The following is a 19,261-nucleotide window of genomic DNA, read 5'->3' as shown; positions in this document are numbered from 1 at the left end:
CATTGCTTTGCTCGAAGCAATGCTACCAGGCATTTGGCGGGCTCGCACGTTCATTCCGATCAGAACCTGAATGTGCCAGTCAGGAGCACAGTGCGTCCCGGCTCGACGAAAACGATCGGACCCAAGTTGTTGACTCTCGAATAGAGGCGGTCATCGAGAACATTCTTGACCCCCAGCACGACGGAAGCGTTGTCCTTTTTCCAGTAAATACTGGCGTCAAGCTGCGCCTGCGCTGGTACCGGATACTGTACCTGCTCGAAGTGGTAATCGTACCCGCTGCGTGCGGTCACGCCGATCCCGCCGCCAAAACCGTGCCACCGATCGTCCTGCAGATCGTATGTCGTCCACAGGCTGCCCTGATGGCGTGGCAAGCCGGCGTAATTGTCATCGTCCTGTTCGTTGTCCGAAAGAGTATAGTTTCCGATCACGCTCCAGCCGGGAGCCAGTTCGCCGCTTGCGTCGAACTCGATGCCGCGGCTCACATTCCCGCCGCCGAGCACAACAGTGCCCGGGATAAGGGGATTGGATTGAATCGAATTGTTGTTGCTCGCGCGGAAAACAGCGGCACTCACCATCATTCGATCGTCAAGGAGATTCAGCTTAACGCCGCTTTCAATTGAAGTGCCTTTTGTGGGAGGAGCGGCTTCTCCACTGGCAAGGATACTTCCGACATTGCTTTGAAAACTGTTCTGCCAGTTGGCATAGACCGAAATACTGTCCGTGACCTGATAGGCGACGCCGACATTGGGCGTCCAGACACTGATGGCGTCGGCACTGTCGCTCTTGGCGGTATTGTAGGTGAGGTTGGCAAGCAGGTGCAGCCTGTTCCAATCTATCTGGTCCTGGATGAACAGGCCGCTATCGCGGCCCCCTTCGTCAGGTATCTGCAACATGTCGAGACGTTCAACAGGCGGCAGCCTCTCATCGGGTGCCTGGAGAAAGATCAGCTCGCCCATGCCTACCGACGTTACAGCGGAGTTGTTCATGTATCGCCATCCCGCCAGAATCTCATGCTGAAGCATTCCGGTATCCGCCTTGCCCGCAAGTGTTGCTTCGAGGTTCCAAGTATCTTGCGTTGCGTCGAGTGCGAGAGGGGCTGCCGGATGTGTCAGTACGCCCATCACCGCCATGGGACGCAGCGTATTGAGTCTGCCGGAGAGAATTAGTCTTTGGTACTGTCCCTTTGCGTGGAAAGTCATTTCGTTGTCGAATTCATGCTCGACGTCGAAGTAAGCAGTCTTGGTGTCTTCCTCGGTGCCGTCGGCCGGATTTCCCATCAGAGAAGAAAGAGGAATTGGCCCGTTGACGCCGATGAAAGTGGCCGGCGTCCCTGGCACACGTTGAGACTGAAACTCGCCGCCGATGACTATATCGGTTCCGGCATGCGTCCAGCGCATGGAAGGCGCCAGGTAGCCGTCTTTGGCGCCGTCGTACCCAAAGGCGTTGTTGGCGTCGTATTGGCCTATGGCGATCAGGCGATACGTCAGTTCTTTTTCGGGAGTGAGCGGTCCGGTCAGATCCCAGCTATTTTGAAGGTGACCGAACGATCCGGTCTCTACGGTAACTTCCCGGACTGCTTCACTTTGCGGGCGCTTGCGAACGAGGTTGATCGACCCGCCAGGCGCCATTCGGCCGGCCAATATCGAGTCTGCTCCCTTAAGTACCTCGGCGCGTGCATAGCCCGCCGCTGGGGGCAGGCTTTGTGCACTCCCCGAGCGCACTTGTCCGTCAATCATGACAGGCGCCTCAAAGCCACGCACCACTACCGAGTTCAGACCCAACCGGGACGTGCCGCTGACATTATGCAATACATCCATAACGCTCTGCGACTGCTGGCTTTTCATCACGTCCTTGGTGACGACCTGCACCGATTGCGGAATATTGCTCAGCGGCGTATCTGTACCAGTGGCGGAGCCGGATTCCGCCGCGACGAATCCCGTGTCCGTTTCGCCCGAGGCCGCGCCCGACGTATCTGTCACTGTAATCGTCGGCAGAACTTCCGCGCCGCCCTCAGCGTCGTGCGGCGATTTCTTGTCCTTTTCCACCTGTTTGGCCGAATGTTCTTCGGCCCACGCGGTGATCGTCAGACCACAACCGGCGAGAACCAGTACTGACACTGAAAGTGCTAGAAATTGCCGATTGCTGCTCCGCGCAGCGCGACCAAAATTGAAGCTCAGCCCAGCCATAATCCCCTCTGGTGATCTTGGCCGAACGGATCGCATTCCTTAAAAAAAGCTGAACGGTTAAAACAGCAATGAATAAAAAAACGCGGCCGAGGCCCATATCTAAAACTGGATGCGCCAAACAGCGCGATGAAATCTGATTAAAAAATAGTCCGTCAGAGATGCGAATAAAATATATGCGGTTCTATTCTGTCAAGCATGAATCTCCCACAATAGACGCATACTTTAGAATAATACGGTGCTCTTGCGGCGGATGACGAATAAAAAATACTCCACAGAAAAAGACGGCTAAGCGAGCTGATGCATTAGTACCGCAACCTCCCGCTACCCTCAATACAGGTTATTTCCGCTTTCGAATCAAGAAACAATATTCCGAAAAAGCCTGTCGGCATGGCATAAAACCAACCAAAATTCCCCGGCCGGCCGTTGCGCAAGCTACTATCCGATTCATGCCGCGCTTCCCGGCCCTGAAATTCAAGCCAGTTGTCCAAGGCAGCAAAGACCTGCGCTTTAAATGCGCGCAAAGGTTGTATTTCAACCGATCAGACTTGCGATCAATCAAGCTTCCGGCAGAATGGCGCAAGCCAATTTAGTCCGGCAGGGCAAACACCGGGCACGGCATGGCAATGCCGCGCAATTTGTGCTCCCCAAGCAGCACAAGCGGCCTTGTCGTTTCCGCTGCGAACGCCCCTGACAGCAACACCTTATGGCCGAGCGGACGGCACAAGCCCTCCAGGCGGCTCACAAGATTTACGGCGGAGCCGATCGCGGTGAAGTCGAGCCGGTCGGCGGTCCCGATATTGCCCCAAAGCATCTCGCCCAGATGCAGCGCGGTGCCGAAGGACAAGGGCTGCAATCCTTTGGCGCCACGGGATCGGTTCAGGTGGTCCATGCCCGCACGTGCGGCGACGACGGCATTCAGCGCCGCGTCGCAGGAAGCAGCGGCGTTTCGCGTTCCGATGGGAAAGACAGCAAGGACACCGTCGCCGATAAACTTCAGAACCTCGCCGTCAAACGCGTGGACGGCTCCGGCAATGCGATCGAACCAGGCATCGAGGGCGGCAATCACATCCTTGGGTTCGAAAGCCTCTGACAGCTCGGTGAAGCCGCGCAGATCGGCATAAAGCAGCACCGCCCGGATCGTTTCGCCGCGTTCCCGTCGCGAGCGGCCGGCCAGGACCCGTGCAGCGCTGCGCTTGCCAAGATAGGCTGTCAGCAACACGGCAAGGGTCGAACGCGTTGCCAGTAGTGCCAGAGGCGTAGCGGCAAAGCGCGCCACTTCCCGGAGCAACGCCGACTCGGTCGGGCTGAACGGCTGCTTGGCGGCCCAGCCCAGTATCGCACCGTCAGTGGAGCCGCCAGTTAAATCCACCTGCACATGCGTGCCGATACCCGTCAGCCAGTTGCGCGCGAGTTCGGCGGGATCAGGGTCGGCTGGGCCAGCCAGGCCGAGCGCCTCGATGACCTCTCCCGTGTCGGCGCGCCACAGGAAGGTGCGTTGTTTGATGATCGGATGCGGCGCCGATAGGGTAAGCGTACCGCCGGCCAGCGATATGTTGTCGGCGGCAATCTGTGCGGCGAGTTCCTTCAGCAAGGCAGCGCCATCCTGGAACTGAATTGCGTTGTCGATCAGGAAGGAAAGTGAAGATGGCATTCCCATGCCTGTCACTATGGAACGGCATTGCGCCCCTGTCATGGGATTTGATCCTTGTCTCGGGCCGCGGATGGCTTAAATTACCACTCAAGGTTGAATGAAAAGTACCATTGAGGGAAGCCGACGATGACCGAGACACTTCAACGGGAAATCGAGATAGCAGCGCCGCAGGCAACAGTTTTCGCCTTCTTTACCGATCCGGACAAGATCCTCCGCTGGATGGGCACCAAGGCGACGGTGGACCCGCAGCCAGGCGGCATCTATCTCGTCAGTATGGATGATGCGCATACGGCCCGTGGCCATTTTACGGAAGTTATCCCCGTGCATCGCCTTGCCTACAGCTTTGGCTGGGAGGGAAGCGAGACGGTGCCGCCTGAGTCCGGTCTCATCGAGATCGACCTTATCGAAAAGGAAGGCGGCACTTTGGTGCGTTTCACCCATGGCGGCCTGCCGGACGAAAAGGAAAGAGCGAGCCACCAAAAGGGCTGGAACCATTATCTGGACCGGCTTGCCATCGCAGCGGCCGGGGGCGACCCGGGGCCGGACATGCCTGTCGAATAACCGGCCTAGAACGACCCAAAAACCGTTCCAAGTCCGATAACGACAACCAGGGCGATGAGCGCGCCGACAATTGCCGCCATGACGATATCGATATAGCTCTCCTTGTGCGACGAACCGCATACGGCGAGCAACGTCACGACGGCACCATTATGCGGCAGACTGTCGAGCGTGCCCGCGCCAATGACCGCGACGCGATGCATCAGACCCGGATCCAGGCCGATCTCCTTGGCGATCGTCATATAGGCGGGTCCGAGCGCATCGAGCGCTATCGTCAATCCGCCCGACGCGGACCCGGTCAGAGCGGCGAGGATATTGGTCGCGAGCGCCAGTGACACCAGCGGACCGCCTTCGATGCCGAGCACCCAGCTCTTGACGACTTCGAATGCCGGCAGCCCGGCTACGACGGCGCCGAACCCCACGAGGCTGGCAACGCTGAGGATCGGCAGCACCGAAGCATTGGCGCCAGCATCCATCGTCGCGCGCAAGCTCGGCAAGCGCCTGTGGCTGGTCGCGATCAGGACAAGGATGGCCGTTGCCAGCGCCACGATCACGGACCATACGCCGCCAACTGCGGCAAGCGATGTGTTTCCCCATCGGGCGTCCTGCAGGAATGACACGTCCATCCTCGGGAGGACCACGAAGGACATGATCAAATTGGTCAGGACCACGACCACCAGCGGCAGGGCAGCCAGCCGGAACGATGGCGGGTTTCTCGCATGGCCGCCACGCTTGATCTCGCCGGGATCGAACTCCCGGGCCGTGGTTGCGCGCTCGCGAACAAGTTCATCCTCGGCAGCATCGTTGGGGTTGATGGAGCCGGCGTAATTGTAGCCCTCCCCTTTCAGCCTGGCTTTGGCTTCGGCCCGGCTGAGCCACCACATGCCGAATGCCAGCATTATGGCCGAAGCAATCAGCCCCAGTCCCGGTGCGGCAAAGGGGTTGGTGCCAAAAAAGGGCATGGGAATTGCGTTCTGGATTGCGGGGGTTCCCGGCATGGCCGACATCGTGAAGGTGGAGGTTCCGAGCGCGATGGCGGCCGGCATCAGCCGATGCGGTATATTGGCGGCCTTGAACAAGGCGTGTCCCATGGGCGCCAGCACGAAGAAGGCGACAAACAGGCTGACGCCCCCATAGGTGATGAAGGCTCCCGCGAGAACAATCGCAAGGATTGCGCGCTGCGTGCCCAGTTTCTCGGTCATATAGGCGGCGATCGCTTCGACCGAGCCGCTTGATTCCATAAGCTTGCCGAAAAGGGCGCCGAGCAAAAAGATGGGAAAGAACTGTGCAACGAACTGGGCGGCGTTGCTCATGAACGTCTGCGTCCAGTTTGCAAGCAGCGGTTCGCCGGCAAGCAAGGCGGCCAGAAGCGCGCAAAGCGGAGCAAGGAGCAAGATGCTCCAGCCGCGATAAGCAAGCCAGATGAGCAGACCGAGCGCGATCAGGATGCCAAGAATGCCCATCGGACGTCACACCTGTTCGAGGATGGTATCAAGAAGGCTGTCGATGTCGAAGGAAGATCGAACGCCGAGGTCAGTGCCATGATCCTTGAGGAATATTTCGGCGCAGGCGTGACCTTCGAGCCGCAGCATCGTCAGGAATTCCCACTCCGCATTGAGCTTTGAGGACACGCCGAGTTCGACCATCTTCGGGCTCGTAATGCGATGGATACGCATGTCGGCCCATTGTTCGACCCACTCGGCGTGTTCGAGCCCGCGCTCCTCTGCGATGAGGCGCTGAAACATTGCAAGGCCGCGAAGCTCTTTCTTGAGACTGGAATTGAAGGAGATTTCGTTGAGCCGGTTGAGAATGTCCGGGGCCGTCTTTGGCACGCCTGGCCGCTCGATAGGATTGATCTGGATGAGCAACGTGTCGCGCGCCTTACTCTCGCGAATGATCGGCGTCAGCAATGGATTGCCGGAAAAGCCGCCATCCCAATAGGGATCGCCATCGATCTCGACGGCCTGATGAATGAGGGGCAGACAGGCCGAGGCCAAAAGGACATCGACGTGCATTTCGGCATTGCGGAACACGCGGGGCAGTCCGGTCCGCACATTGGTCGCATTCACGAAGATCTTGATTTCAGACTGTTTCAGCCGATCGAAATCAATACATTCCTCAAGAACCTCGCGAAGCGGATTGAGGTTGGCCGGATTGGTTTGATAGGGCGAGAAGAGCCGGCTGAAGATATCGTAGAACAGATAGCCGGGCGAATTGTCGAGAGACCAGTTGCCGACCATCTTGTCTAACGGCGTCCGCTGGATCGGACTGTATTTTGCCGCATCGCTGACGCGGCGCCAAAACACTTCCAGCGCGGTCTTTGCGCCTTCAGCACCATTCAAGGCGTAGCCTGACACGAGCGCAGCGGCGTTCATTGCTCCGGCCGACGTTCCTGTCACGCTTTCGATCTTCAGCCATGGCTCATCGAGCAGTCGCTCGATGACGCCCCATGTGAAGGCGCCGTGGGCCCCGCCGCCTTGCAGGGCAAGGTCTATTGGCAGAGGATTTCGCGCTTTAGCGTTGGAAGCTTCAGACCTGTCGTCACTTGCCGCGCTCATGGACCCCTACCCCGCCGGAAAACTTGCGAAGCCAAAACGCTACAAGGGCAGCATGCCGTTGCAACTCAAGCGAGCAAATCCGGCTATTTGGGTTGAACTATGCTGCAGTGCAGCAAGCTTGGCAAGTGGGAGCCAGAAATTCGCACGCAGGTGTACGAGACGGGTCGGCGAATAACTTGCTTACTTCGGCTTTCGGATGGCTCTGACCTTGCTTTCACTGCCATCGCCGCAGAAAAATCGATCTTTCCCATCGGACTCGAGGCCTGACACGCCCGAGCCCTCCGGCATGTCGATGCGTTGCACGACTTCTCCCGTCTTCGGATCGATGCGCCGGACATCGCTATGGTCGCCTTCCCAGGTGCCGTGCCAAAGCTCACCATCCACCCAGGTAACGCCCGTTACGAAGCGGTTGGACTCGATCGTCCGCAGAATTGCACCGCTTTCGGGATCGATCTGGTAGATTTTCCGGCCGCGATGCTGCCCGACCCACAGCGTATCCTCGGCCCAGGCCAAGCCGGAATCGCCGCCATTGCCTGGCGCCGGGATCGTCGCGACGACTTCACCCGTCTCGGGATCTATCTTCTGGATGCGATCTTCGGCGATTTGATAGATATACTTGCCGTCGAAGGCTGTTCCAGCATCCGCGGGGACATCGATCGACCGCACGACCTTTCCGGCAGCGGGGTCGAGAGCATTGATCCTCTCTCCAGATGCAAACCACACGTGTTGACCGTCATAGGTGACGCCATGGACGCGTTCCACGCCGGGAAACGGTCCATACTCGCGGAGAATTTCAGCTTGGGAGTGTTTCATCGCTATATCCTAGCCGTTCATCAATGGACCGGGGAGTAACAAAGTTGACGGAAATCCCGGCATGGACGGGATCATCCATCTGCGCGCCGGTCCGCGACCGAAGGCCTGTACTTTGCCAGCAGACGCCAAGGCTTCGAGCGACCTCTGAACGGTGCGAGGGCCAGTTCCAAGAGCGATGGCGAGGGCGGAACTCGACCATGCTTCGCCATCGGCAAGCAAGGCGAGCAGCGAGCCATATTGCTCTTCGACAGGCGGGGCGAGGATGACCGCGGCTTGAGCACGCAGCGGATGCAGTGCAAAGCCTTCGCCGGTCGCTTTTATATCCGCAATTGCGTGAAGCTCACTGCGGAGCCGGCCGATCTCGACGCGCAGGCGAGCCCGATGCGATTCATCGGCCTCCTTGCCGCGAAAGGCGCTGGCAATAAGATCACGTCGCGATGCATCGCCTGGCCAGTTCGCGCAGAGGGCGCGGGCGAGTGCGAACAACACCGGGCGGCTGGCCAGCGAAACGCAGGCGCTTGAATCGCGTATCTCGTAGCGGCAAGCATCGACGACGAGAGTGTCCGACGCGTAAAGCGCCTCGACATCTTCGAGCCGTACAAGCCGCTCATGGCTGCGCGCGATGAGGCGCGCGGCGGGCATCTCAATCACGCGCGAGACGCTTTCAACTTCTGCGACAAGTGCCGGGATACGGGCCTGCATTGCCGCATCGGCCGCACGCTGCAACGCGACGCGCGCAGCTTTGGTCTGCAAGCGCCGGATGGCAATCCCGGCAATCACCAACTCGTAGGCGGCGCGCAAGGGCGGGGGAAGCCTCGTGGCATCGCGATCGCCGAGCAATTGCTCCGCTTGATCGACATGACCGATCAAAACCAGCCGCCGAGCCTCCACGTGGCGAGCATGCGCGGCATTCAATCGGTCTCCATGCGCCTCGAGCACCGCCCGGGCGCTGGCCAATGTCTTGATGGGTCCGGCAAGGTCACGAGAGACGAGTGCAATCTCCGCCTCGGCGACGATGCAACGCGCCCTGGCGACGGCTTCGCGCGGTCCGAATGCGCGCGCGGCAGACTTTAACAGCGCTCTGGCGCGAGCAAGTTCACCGAGCTGCGCCATTGCGATGCCGCGTAGCGCCAGTGCCGGTGCGTCGTCACGAAGCGCGACCCGCTTCAATGCGCCGAGGAGATCTCCGGTCGCGAGCAGCCGTGCGGCGGCGGTAATCATCGAGTCCATGCAGATCCCGTCAAACTTGTAACTCTCGGCATTTCCACCGCCATCCTAGTCTGCCCATCACACAACCGCTCGCAGTGGCGATGCTACGATAAAAGCAGGAGAAGGAGAATGACTGCATCCAAGGTCACTGCACGCTCGCCGAAGCTTAATCTGCTGCTGCGTATTGCGGACGGACTGAGCTACGCAGCGACGCCTGCCTTTGTTTTGATGGCAGTGCTGACGGCAAGTGGCACGGCGGAAAGCATGTGCGGCTCCGTTCAAAGCATGTCCCCGCTCAATGATATGGCTATTATGTATCTGCTTATGAGCGCCTTCCATCTGCCGACGTGGCTGCGCCTTGCTGCGAGGCGGGGAGGCTCACATCTTCGCGTTTAAGCATTGTCCGTATATAGTGGCGACAACACGGGGACATCGCCATGGACAAGCAGGATGTCATTGCGCTCTTCGCGCATCTAGAGCACGGCGACGGCGCAAATTTCTTCGCGCTTGTTGCCGATGATGTCGATTGGATCGTAGAGGGCACCCACCCGCTTGCGGGTCACTATCACAGCAAGAAGGATTTCATCGCCGGCACATTTCAAAAACTGGCGAAGGTGCTGCCCGACGGCGTACAACTGACTGTTCAGAATGTCCTGATTGACGGCGCATGGGCGGTGGTCGAACTCCGGTCGATGGCGACGGCCCATAGCGGCCTGCGGTTTGACAACCGCTATTGCTGGCTGTGCCGGTTTGCTGACGCCAAGATCGTTGAAGTGCGCGCTTATCTCGATAGTTGGCTGGTTGGTGAACTGTTCAGGCAAAATCCAATCGACGACGAAGCCCCCACGTAGACGTTGCACTGGCGCGAGAAGCTGCAAAGGCCGACATATTCAGGCGAGCATGCAGAAAATCCTTGATTTATCGCTTTGCGTGTCGCCGTATCAATAACAACCAGATGATATTTCTAGTTGAGTTTAGGTGATCATAAGAAAACGACCAGAGACTTTTCCTCAGGGGACGCATGCGGAAGTCGCTACAACTGGATTTTAAAGCCATTCAGGCCGAATTGCGCAACAGGCCCATCATCCGCAGCAGCGAAGCGTGGGGTCCGACAGAAGACATCTTTGCAACGCGGCATCATCAATACCGGCGAATAGACGATTCGACGGTGTTGCATGTTATGGATTTCCACGTCGTGCAGCCCTACGCGATAGATACATCGCGAAAAAATCTGGTGTGCATCCAGATTATTCTTACCGGTACCTACAATCGTCTGGCCAGCGACTATGTCGACACTGTCAATTCGGCATCGGTGCAGATCACCAACTTTCCGCGATCGGTGAGCGAAGCGCGTGCCGGCGAAAGGCTGCGAGGCATCCTGATTGTCGTGGAGCGGTCCCATCTGCTCGAGCATTTCGGCGTCAACCTTGATCGGATCCCGGTTGCCTACCGGCCCATCTTTGCGTCGGATGTGGGCATGGTCCAGGCCATGAAAATTCCGGCGGTGAGTTCGGTTCGCATATCCGCAGAGCAAATCCTCTCGTGCAAATATCAGGAGCCGTTGCGAAGTATCTATTTCATCAACAAGACCACGGAAATCATCTGCGACATCGTCTACCAACTCAACAGCATGCTTCCCTCAAGGTCACGCATCGCGCAGGCACCAAGCGTGTTTCACGCTATCGAAGCCGCGGCAGCGATTTACAGACGCGAGTTGCACCGGCCACCGACACTGGAGCAACTCGCTATCCGTGTGGGCGTGAATCGCAATGCGCTCGTGAGCGGTTTTCTGGAAAATTTCGGAGTAACGCCGCACGCCTTCTCCCTCAACCTGCGCATGGAGGAGGCGCAGAATTTTCTGCGCAACAGCAATCTGTCGATCAGCGAGATCGCACGCCGTGTCGGGTATGGCGGCTATGCGAGCTTTTCGCGCGCCTTCAGCGAGCACTTCGGCCATGCGCCGTCGGCCGTCAAGGATGAGGGTGAAAGGCCGATTGCCGGTTCCCATGTATCCGCAATCGGGATCGATGCCCGGCATGGCAACTGAGGCGGACGAAACCGTCGCAGAACCCATTGCGCCAATCGAACGCGCTCGATTGAGCGCGCTGATTGCTACCTTCTTCGGCAATACGCTCGAGTGGTTCGATTTTGTGACATACGGCATCCTCGCGACTTATATCGCACGGGCTTTCTTCCGCGCCGACAACGGTGATACCGCTTTGCTGGAGACGTTCGCAGTCTTTGGCGTCGGTTTCGTATTGCGGCCTTTGGGGGCGATCGTGATCGGTTGGGTCGGCGATAGCTACGGTCGAAAACCCGCATTTCTTTTGACCATCGTCACCATGACGGCCGGCACATTGATGATCGCGTTCCTGCCGACCTACGCGATGATCGGTATGACGGCTCCGCTTCTGTTGCTGCTGGCGCGTCTTCTGCAGGGCTTTTCGGCCGGCGGAGAACTTGGTGTTGCGATTTCCTTTCTTTCGGAGTGGTCACCGCCCGGAAGACGGGGCTTTTTCAGCAGCTTTCTTTCAATGACAGTGGCGCTCGGCAGCCTTCTTGCGAGTGGAATTGCCGCCATCCTTATTTCGTTCCTGCGACCTGAAGACATGGCGGCCTGGGGGTGGCGTATACCATTTCTGATAGGGGGATTGCTCGGGCTGATCGGCCGGTGGATGCGGGCCAGCGTCGACGAGACGCCCGCTTACCGGCAACTGCAACGCACACGTCCGGAAAACAGCAGTGCTCCAATCCCAAGATCGGACCTTGTGCGCGGTCTGCTTGCATTCGGCCTTACCATTCACTGGACGGTCTGTTTCTATATGTTCCTCGTCTATCTTCCGACGTATGCGCGGGTGCAGGCCGGTATCGCTCCGGCTTTGGCCGCGTGGTCAAACACCATATGCCTGCTGACGATCGTCATCCTCGTTCCAATTGTCGGGCTATTGTCGGACCGGCACGGAAGGCGGCCGTTCCTCGTCATGTCGTGTTCGACAATTGCATTGATGACCCTTCCGGCGCTCTGGCTGATCCTTGCGACGAAAAGCTTCGCGGTCATTGTCCCCGTACAGATTGTCTTCGGACTGGCCATTGCTCTTTATTCGGGCCCCGCCCCGGCACTCATGGCCGAACTCTTTCCAACGCAAAATCGCGCGAGGCTGGCGGCGACATCCTACGCCTTCGCGGCCGCCCTGTTTGGAGGCTTTGCGCCCTTTATTGCCGACTGGCTGATCAACGTGACGGGGAGTCCGTACGCCCCCGCGCTCTACGTCGTATCCGCGTCACTCGTCAGCCTGCTGGTGGTGCTTCGCATCCCTGAAACTGCTGGAAAGTCGTTCCATTAGTCGCGGTGGCAGACATTGCAATTTGGCACGGCGCTGTATCGAATTTTCCACCCCGTCTTTACCCGACCCGCTCCGATGCTGACAATTCCAGTCCCAACGAGGGGAAGAATTGCCCAGGGAACTACGTTGGAAAGGGGAATGACGCAATGGGATATGAAAATGCCCTAAATTCCCATACGCTGGCGGAAACCATATCCGCCAATGTGATTGCCGGCCTGTCGCAATCGCCACTCACCGACTTCGGCCTACCCGACCGCAGCGGCATCCCGACCTTCGAATTCGACACGCGCGATCTTCCGGTAGAACTCAGGTTCGAGGCCTGGCGCAGGAGTTTCTCATCTATATTCGCGATCGAAGAGCCCGATGACCGCGCATCCGGCTTCAATGGCCGGCAGTTGATATGGGATCTCGGATCTCTTGTATTTGCTCGTATCAATACTGATCCCTTGCGTCTTGTGAGTGCCGACACGCCCAAAACGCCGATCGACCACTGGGCCATGACGCTGCCCCTCGACGGCAGGATCAACACCGCCTGCACATCCGGCGTCTTTGGCGGCGGCGCCGGCGTCATCCAGGTTCACGCACTTGGCGACCCGTTCGAGTGCCATATGGCTGCCGGCGAAATATTGACCCTGTTCATCCCGCGCGATTTTTGCAGCGAGGTTGCCCATGCCTTGAGGGGGGCAGAGTTTTCGGCCATGGATACAGCGATGGGGCGGCTCCTGTCGGATTATTTCGTTGGTCTCGCCAAGCGGTTGCCCATCATCGACGCAGCAAACCTGCCCGAACTTGTCGCCGCCACGCGAGCCATGATCTGCGCGTGCGTCCTGCCATCCAGCGACAATGCTCAAGAGGCGCAGGGCCCTGTCGTGCGCGTGTTGCTCGAACGCGCACGGGGCGTCATTCAGTCGCGACTGTTTGATCCGACGTTCAACGCTGAAGCCCTGAGGCGCGAACTCGCCATCTCGCGCACCGGCCTTTACCGGATGTTCGAACCCTTTGGCGGCGTGATGCACTATGTCCAGCATCGGCGGCTTCTTGATGCACATGCCGCGCTCGCCGATCCGAACGATGGCCGACGCATCATCGAGATAGCCGAGCAACGCTGCTTCAGTGACGGAGCTGAATTCAGCCGCGCCTTCAAGCGTGAGTTCGGGTACACACCGAGCGAGGCACGCCTTAGCGGCAAGGAACGTCCCTCGATCCATCCGGCAGCCGATCTCATGGCAAGCGCTCCCGAAGACAGGCTGGGCCTTCTCCTGCGCCGACTTCACGGCTGAATAAACAACCCTGGTAGCAGATGACCAGCATTGCTGCATTCATCTGCCGGGGGTAGATTTGGCACGACCGAATTGGGTCCGGGTGATGGGGGCACGCGATGAGAATCGGCATTGCATTCGATCTTCGTGATGACGACGCGAACGCCGGATATGACGAGGAAGACATTGTCGAGTTCGACAGCATCGAGACCATCGAGGCTATTGAAGCAGCCCTGCTCTCGCTTGGTCACAATACGGAACGCATCGGCTCTGCGTTGACGCTCGCACAGCGGCTCCAAAATGGTGATCGATGGGATCTGGTCTACAATTCGGCTGAAGGAATGCACGGCTTTGGACGCGAGGCCCTGGCTCCCACCTTGTTGGACTCCTATGGCGTGCCTTACGCCTTTTCCGATCCCCTCACCCTGACGATAACGCTGCACAAAGCCACTGCGAAACATGTCGTTCGCGACTGTGGCATTCCCACGCCGGATTTCGCCGTTGTGGAAACGCCGGGCGATGTTGAACGTATTGCATTGCCATATCCTCTGTTCATAAAACCCATCGCGGAAGGTACCAGCAAGGGGATCTCGGCGGCATCAAAGGTCCATGATCCGGAAGAGCTTCGAAAGGGGTGCGAAAGGCTGCTTGCGCGACACAAGCAGCCGGTATTGGTTGAAGTTTATTTGCCAGGCCGCGAATTCACGGTTGGAATCCTCGGAACCGGCAATCATGCTCGTGTGCTTGGGATTATGGAAATAATGGTGAGAGATGGGCCCGAGCCTGAAATCTACTCATATCAGAACAAGAAGAACTTTGACGACAGGGTCACTGTCAGGCTCGTGGACGACGCGGCAGGCGCAGAGGCGACGCGGCTCGCGCTCGCGGCATGGAAACATCTGGGATGCCGCGATGCAGGTCGCATAGACATACGCTGCGACCATGCCGGCACAGCCCATTTCCTTGAGGCAAATCCGCTTCCAGGCATGCATCCGAGAGATTCGGATTTGCCCCTGCTCGCCCGGATGAAAGGCATGTCATATCAGGGGTTGATCGAGCAGATCATACTCTCCGCTTCAACCAGACATGCATTCCAATCCGGGCAGCGCAATCCCCTATAAAACCGGCGATTTTCAGCGCTTTCCAGCGCCGTTCTAATGCCTTTGGCCATCCTTCCTGTGCCTACCCTACTCATGGTATGATGGGAGTGCTGGGGGAAGCAAAGATGCAGCGCAGGCTTGTCACGATACTGGCCGCTGACGCCGTCGGGTACAGTCGTCTCGTCGGCAAGGATGAAGATGCGGCCCTCAAGCTCTTCAAGGAATGTGCGACAATCATCGACGAGCGGGTTCGGGCCCATAACGGCCGCGTATTTGGCGGCGCCGGCGATAGCGTCGTCGCGGAATTTCCAAGCCCTGTTGAAGCAATGCGGTGCGCCATCGAAATCCAGAGCCAGATAGCGCACCTGGATGAAAAACTCTCCGAAGATTGGCGCATGCTGTTTCGCGTCGGCCTCAACCTTGGCGATGCTGTTGTCGAACAGGACAATCTTCTCGGGGAAGCCGTAAACGTTGCTGCCCGCCTCGAAGGCTTGTCCGAGCCGGGCGGAATTTGCGTTTCGGGGAGCCTCTATGAACAGGTGAAGCACCTTCCGGATGTCGGGTTTCAAGATCTCGGCACAAAGAGACTGAAAAATATCCCGCTGCCGGTCCATGCCTATTCTGTCAAGAGCATCCATTCAAAGCGCTCCCGCAAACGCCTGCCCATGTGGGGACTGGCGGCGGCAACGACAGCCTTGCTTGCCGTCATCGCCCTGCCGATCTGGTTGAAGTACGTACCGGGCATGTCCGATAACCAGACTACCGGGGCGCAAATCGTGGCTTCCTCGCAGCCTTCGATCGCGGTGTTGCCGCTGGATAATATAAGCGGCGACCCCTCGCAGGAATATTATAGCGATGGCGTCACCAATGACATTACCAGCGATCTTTCCAAGTTCTCCGGCCTTCTCGTTGCAGCATACAACTCGTCGTCGACCTTCAAGAACAAGCCTGCCAAGATTCAGGATATAGGCAAGGCTCTGGGTGTGCGTTACGTCCTTGAGGGCACCGTTCAGAAGACGGCCGAGCGGCTCCGCATCAATGCCCAGCTTATCGATGCCGAAACCGGTTATCACGTGTGGGCCGATCGCTACGATCAGCCGCTCGGAGACACTTTTGCGGTGCAGGAAGGCATTACGAAAAATATAGTGACGACGCTTGCGGTCAAAGTGACCGACGCCGAGGAGCGCCGTACCCGCCTGAAGCCTCCGGCAAACATGGACGCCTACGACTACTACCTCAAAGGCAAGCAAATTTGGGCCGACCCGACCAAAGTCACGGCGGAAGGCAATGAGGAAGCACGTCAACTCTTTGAGAAGGCGATCGAACTGGACCCGAACTATTCGGCGCCCTATGCGGAACTATCCTATGTCTATGTGCGGGCCTATCAGAGCGGCCTCGACGATGGCGGCAAGGCGAATCTCGACAAGGCGGAAGCTTTGGCGGAGAAGGCCCTCGCACTCAGTGATAATGCCAACAGCCATTGGTATCTTGCCATCGTCGCCTGGAACAAGGGCAACTTCGACAAGAGTTTCAGCGAATATGAGGCCGCGCGACAGATAAATCCGAACGATCCGGATCTCGCCGCCGATATGGCGGAGGCGCTTATCTATGGTGGAGAACCGCTGAGGGCCATTGAGCAGATCGAAGAAGCCAAGAAGCGCAACGTAAGGGTCCCGTTCTGGTACTTTTGGAACGAGGGCAAAGCCAGATACATGGCGGGCCAATACCAGCAGGCCATTGACGCCATCAACAAGATTGCCTCGCCGCCAAACGATGTTCGCCTAATCACCGCTGCAAGCAAAGCCCAACTCGGCGACATTGCCGGCGCCAAGGCGATCATGGCCGAATTCAGCAAGATCGACCCGGATTGGTCGATCGAAAAATCGGCCGAATACTACTACCGAAACGACAGCGATCGTCAGCACTGGCTGGACGGATTGCGTAAAGCGGGATTGAAGGAGAATTAGCCCCGACAAGCAAATAGATACCTCGGACAAAAGTTGACATTCCTCGAAACAGAGCGGCAAAATTGCACCGTAACTTGTGATTATTGCCCACTTCAGTGGAATGTCTTTTCTTGGCGAACGAAGCTGAGAGAGCTCTTTCAAATCTGTACTTGAGCTGATCTCAGACTGGCAGTGCACCCCGGTTCGGACAATTCCGCCAGGGTGTCACCTGCCATTGATACCCTGTCTTATGAGTTAAGCATTGAATTGAGTAAACGAGCAGGCGTTCAAACGAGCGCATGAGCTTTCAATGTAACGATCAAAAGGGGGAATATCATGCCAACCGCTAAACAATATTGCCACGACGCACGTCAGCAGGAACTAACGCCTGCAGGAAACATAGAAGCGGCAAGGCTTTACGGCCTCGCGATCAAGGAAGACGATGGCTATTTGCCCGCTTACGCGGAGTGCTCCTATGTGCACCTGCGTGCCTATCAGAATAACTGGCCGCCCAAGCTCCGAACGAATGACTCGATTACGGAAGCAGCGAACCTGGCCGATAAAGCAGTCGCATTGAGCAACGATCCCGACAGTGACTGGCACCTTGATTTCAGGGGGCTCTGGTACCGCGCAATGGTGTCGTGGAACGAAGGCGATTTCAAGCGAAGCTTCGACGAATATGATGCGGCTCGCTCGCGTATTACGGATCCCGTCTGGAAGATTAAAAACACCGCCGAGCTTGATGCCGACAAGGCCGAGGCCTTGATCTATTACGGCAATCCAGGCGCGGCTCTGGACCTGATCCTCGGGGCAGAAGCTTCTTATCCCGAGTTTCCGTGGTGGTTGAAATGGCTTGCTGCCCGCGCGCACTATCAGCTTGGGAACTACACTGAAGCGATCAATGAAATCAACAGCATCGACCCCGCCAAAAAGCCCAATGACGTTCTCCTGATTTTGGCTGCGAGTGAAGCCCGGCGTGGGAACATTGATGACGCGAAGACCATAATGGCAGAGTTCAGCAAGAATGATCCTGATTGGACGGTGGAACTGTCGGAATCCTACATCTACGGCGACCCGGATCAAAAAACGCATTGGATCGATGGGCTGCGTTTAGCCGAGCTTAGGGAAAGCTGAGCTTTCGCTGCATGTTGAGGAGTTTTTAAGGCTCCCAAGGGGTCTGTCGGCGCAGAACCGAGCGCCCACCCTGGATAGAGATGAACCGCACGCCAACTCGGCGTGCGGCGTTGATTTTATTACTCGTAATGGACTTTTGAATATTTGCTGGGCATCAGAACATTCGCAGCGAACATTCACATGGGACGTGGCTAATAGCTTGCAAATAAACATTGTTCATGATTATATTGAATGAACGTTCAATAAATACGGGTGAACTTATGCATGCGCGCGACTTGACGATTCCGAAAGGTTGGGACCGGCGGGGACTGCCGGCCTGGTGCTATAACAGCCCGGCCCTCCTGGAACTGGAGAAAGAACATATTTTCCGCAGCCATTGGCAGATCGCCGGTCACATTTCCGATGTGCCGAATGTCGGAGATTATGTAACGCTCGACGTCGTCGGCGAGCGGGCGCTTATTGTGCGGGGCAAGGACGGTGAAGTGCGCGGCTTTCACAACATCTGCCGCCATCGGGGCTCGCGCGTTGTCACGGACAACAAGGGGACCTGCAACAATGCGCTGGTTTGCCCTTTCCATGGCTGGGTCTACAACCTCGACGGCACGCTGCGCGGCGCTGCCCGGCCGCGCTCCTTCCCGGATCTCGACAAGACTGAATTCGGGCTGCTGCCGCTCGACCTCGAAATCTGGATGGGATTTATCTTCGTTCGCTTCCGCAAGGGCAATCAGCCGTCGGTCGCCACGTTGATGCAGCCTTTCGAGCAGGAACTCGCACATTACCGTATTGCCGAAATGGTGCCCGCCGGTTTTTGGAAGCAGAAGTCCCCGGTCAACTGGAAATCGGTGCGCGATGTCGACAACGAAGGCTATCATGTCGCCATGGCGCACCCTGCCCTGCAGGATCTTTACGGCTCGACATATTACGACGAGCCCTTCATCGATGGCGTCTCGCGTTCCTTTGCCCGTTACAACCCGCATGCGGGGCGTCGCTGGAGCGTACGCAACTACATCAAGATTGCACCGGAAGCGACGCATCTCCCCGAGCATTTGCGCAAGGCCTGGATCTATTACGGGTTCTTCCCGAATGCAGTCATCGCGGTGACCCCTGAAGGCGCGCAATACTACCAGGAGTTTCCGCTCTCCACGGGCGAGACGCTGCTGCGTGGCGCAGTCTTCCGGTACAGGGATGAAAGCCGCGAGCAAGCCGCGGCGCGCTATCTTGCCTCGCGCATCGACCGCGAGACCAACTCCGAGGATATCCAGCTGACCAAATGGTCGAACGAGTCGATGATGTCCAAATCCTTCTCCGGCTTCTACCTGTCGGATCTCGAATATACGGTGCGTTCGCACCACGACCATCTGCGCAAGGTTCTGCCGGTCCTGAACGTCGACAAGGCGCCGGATGAACGCGAGGTCTCGGCCCTCAACGAAAGTCTCTGCGCACGCCATTGAAACGAAGCGATCAGCAAATGAAAACGGCCCGGCAAGTAGCTTGCCGGGCCGT

16 protein-coding genes are annotated in these 19,261 nt (G+C 57.8%); 10 read left to right on the top strand and 6 right to left on the bottom strand.

Annotation, left to right across the window (positions count from 1 at the left end):
• Positions 1-59: 59 nt before the first annotated feature.
• Both BLR72_RS20570 and BLR72_RS20560 read right to left on the bottom strand, forming a co-directional pair.
• A complete protein-coding gene (locus BLR72_RS20570; protein WP_175492424.1) occupies positions 60-2,186 on the bottom strand; it encodes a TonB-dependent siderophore receptor in 2,127 nt (708 codons plus the stop codon).
• Positions 2,187-2,772: 586 nt separating this feature from the next.
• The gene (locus tag BLR72_RS20560) at positions 2,773-3,837 is read right to left on the bottom strand and encodes an adenylate/guanylate cyclase domain-containing protein (RefSeq protein ID WP_348271832.1); all 1,065 of its coding nucleotides are present in this window, start codon (positions 3,835-3,837) and stop codon (positions 2,773-2,775) included.
• 126 nt (positions 3,838-3,963) lie between these two features.
• Here BLR72_RS20560 and BLR72_RS20555 point away from each other — a divergent pair, with 126 nt between their 5' ends.
• Entirely contained in the window at positions 3,964-4,398 is a 435-nt protein-coding gene (locus BLR72_RS20555) for an SRPBCC family protein (RefSeq protein ID WP_091951565.1), read from the top strand.
• A 5-nt stretch (positions 4,399-4,403) separates the two neighbouring features.
• On the opposite strand, the gene BLR72_RS20550 is transcribed toward BLR72_RS20555, so the two are convergent.
• The 4 genes from BLR72_RS20550 to BLR72_RS20535 form a co-directional block, all read right to left on the bottom strand.
• A complete protein-coding gene (locus tag BLR72_RS20550; protein ID WP_091951563.1) occupies positions 4,404-5,858 on the bottom strand; it encodes a GntP family permease in 1,455 nt (484 codons plus the stop codon).
• Positions 5,859-5,864: 6 nt separating this feature from the next.
• Entirely contained in the window at positions 5,865-6,953 is a 1,089-nt protein-coding gene (locus tag BLR72_RS20545) for a patatin-like phospholipase family protein (protein ID WP_091951562.1), read from the bottom strand.
• Positions 6,954-7,133: 180 nt separating this feature from the next.
• On the bottom strand, positions 7,134-7,766 hold the full coding sequence (locus BLR72_RS20540; protein ID WP_091951560.1) for a Vgb family protein: 633 nt from the start codon (positions 7,764-7,766) through the stop codon (positions 7,134-7,136).
• Positions 7,767-7,775: 9 nt separating this feature from the next.
• Positions 7,776-8,996 (bottom strand): helix-turn-helix domain-containing protein, encoded by a 1,221-nt coding sequence (locus tag BLR72_RS20535; RefSeq protein ID WP_091951558.1) that lies wholly within the window; start codon positions 8,994-8,996, stop codon positions 7,776-7,778.
• 108 nt (positions 8,997-9,104) lie between these two features.
• Between BLR72_RS20535 and BLR72_RS20530 the strand changes: the two genes are divergently transcribed.
• The 9 genes from BLR72_RS20530 to BLR72_RS20490 all read left to right on the top strand — a co-directional run bounded on the left by BLR72_RS20530 (position 9,105) and on the right by BLR72_RS20490 (position 19,209).
• Positions 9,105-9,371 carry a hypothetical protein gene (locus tag BLR72_RS20530; protein WP_175492423.1) on the top strand — a complete coding sequence of 89 codons (267 nt, stop codon included), beginning with the start codon at positions 9,105-9,107 and terminating at the stop codon, positions 9,369-9,371.
• 41 nt (positions 9,372-9,412) lie between these two features.
• A complete protein-coding gene (locus BLR72_RS20525; RefSeq protein WP_091951556.1) occupies positions 9,413-9,826 on the top strand; it encodes a nuclear transport factor 2 family protein in 414 nt (137 codons plus the stop codon).
• A gap of 170 nt (positions 9,827-9,996) precedes the next feature.
• On the top strand, positions 9,997-11,022 hold the full coding sequence (locus BLR72_RS20520) for a helix-turn-helix transcriptional regulator (RefSeq protein ID WP_091951554.1): 1,026 nt from the start codon (positions 9,997-9,999) through the stop codon (positions 11,020-11,022).
• Positions 11,012-12,319, top strand: a complete 1,308-nt coding sequence (locus tag BLR72_RS20515; protein WP_091951686.1) for an MFS transporter — start codon at positions 11,012-11,014, stop codon at positions 12,317-12,319. Before BLR72_RS20520 ends, BLR72_RS20515 begins: the two co-directional genes overlap by 11 nt.
• Before the next feature lie 146 nt (positions 12,320-12,465).
• Entirely contained in the window at positions 12,466-13,599 is a 1,134-nt protein-coding gene (locus tag BLR72_RS20510; protein WP_091951552.1) for a helix-turn-helix domain-containing protein, read from the top strand.
• A 98-nt stretch (positions 13,600-13,697) separates the two neighbouring features.
• On the top strand, positions 13,698-14,699 hold the full coding sequence (locus BLR72_RS20505) for a D-alanine--D-alanine ligase family protein (RefSeq protein WP_091951550.1): 1,002 nt from the start codon (positions 13,698-13,700) through the stop codon (positions 14,697-14,699).
• A 104-nt stretch (positions 14,700-14,803) separates the two neighbouring features.
• Positions 14,804-16,645 (top strand): adenylate/guanylate cyclase domain-containing protein, encoded by a 1,842-nt coding sequence (locus BLR72_RS20500; protein ID WP_175492422.1) that lies wholly within the window; start codon positions 14,804-14,806, stop codon positions 16,643-16,645.
• Positions 16,646-16,960: 315 nt separating this feature from the next.
• Entirely contained in the window at positions 16,961-17,758 is a 798-nt protein-coding gene (locus BLR72_RS20495) for a tetratricopeptide repeat protein (RefSeq protein ID WP_091951547.1), read from the top strand.
• A 260-nt stretch (positions 17,759-18,018) separates the two neighbouring features.
• The gene (locus BLR72_RS20490; protein WP_091951684.1) at positions 18,019-19,209 is read left to right on the top strand and encodes an aromatic ring-hydroxylating oxygenase subunit alpha; all 1,191 of its coding nucleotides are present in this window, start codon (positions 18,019-18,021) and stop codon (positions 19,207-19,209) included.
• The last annotated feature ends 52 nt before the right edge of the window (positions 19,210-19,261 follow it).

The organism is Phyllobacterium sp. YR620 (assembly GCF_900104165.1).
Taxonomy (GTDB): domain Bacteria; phylum Pseudomonadota; class Alphaproteobacteria; order Rhizobiales; family Rhizobiaceae; genus Phyllobacterium; species Phyllobacterium pellucidum.
This window is presented reverse-complemented; position numbering and strand designations above follow the sequence as displayed.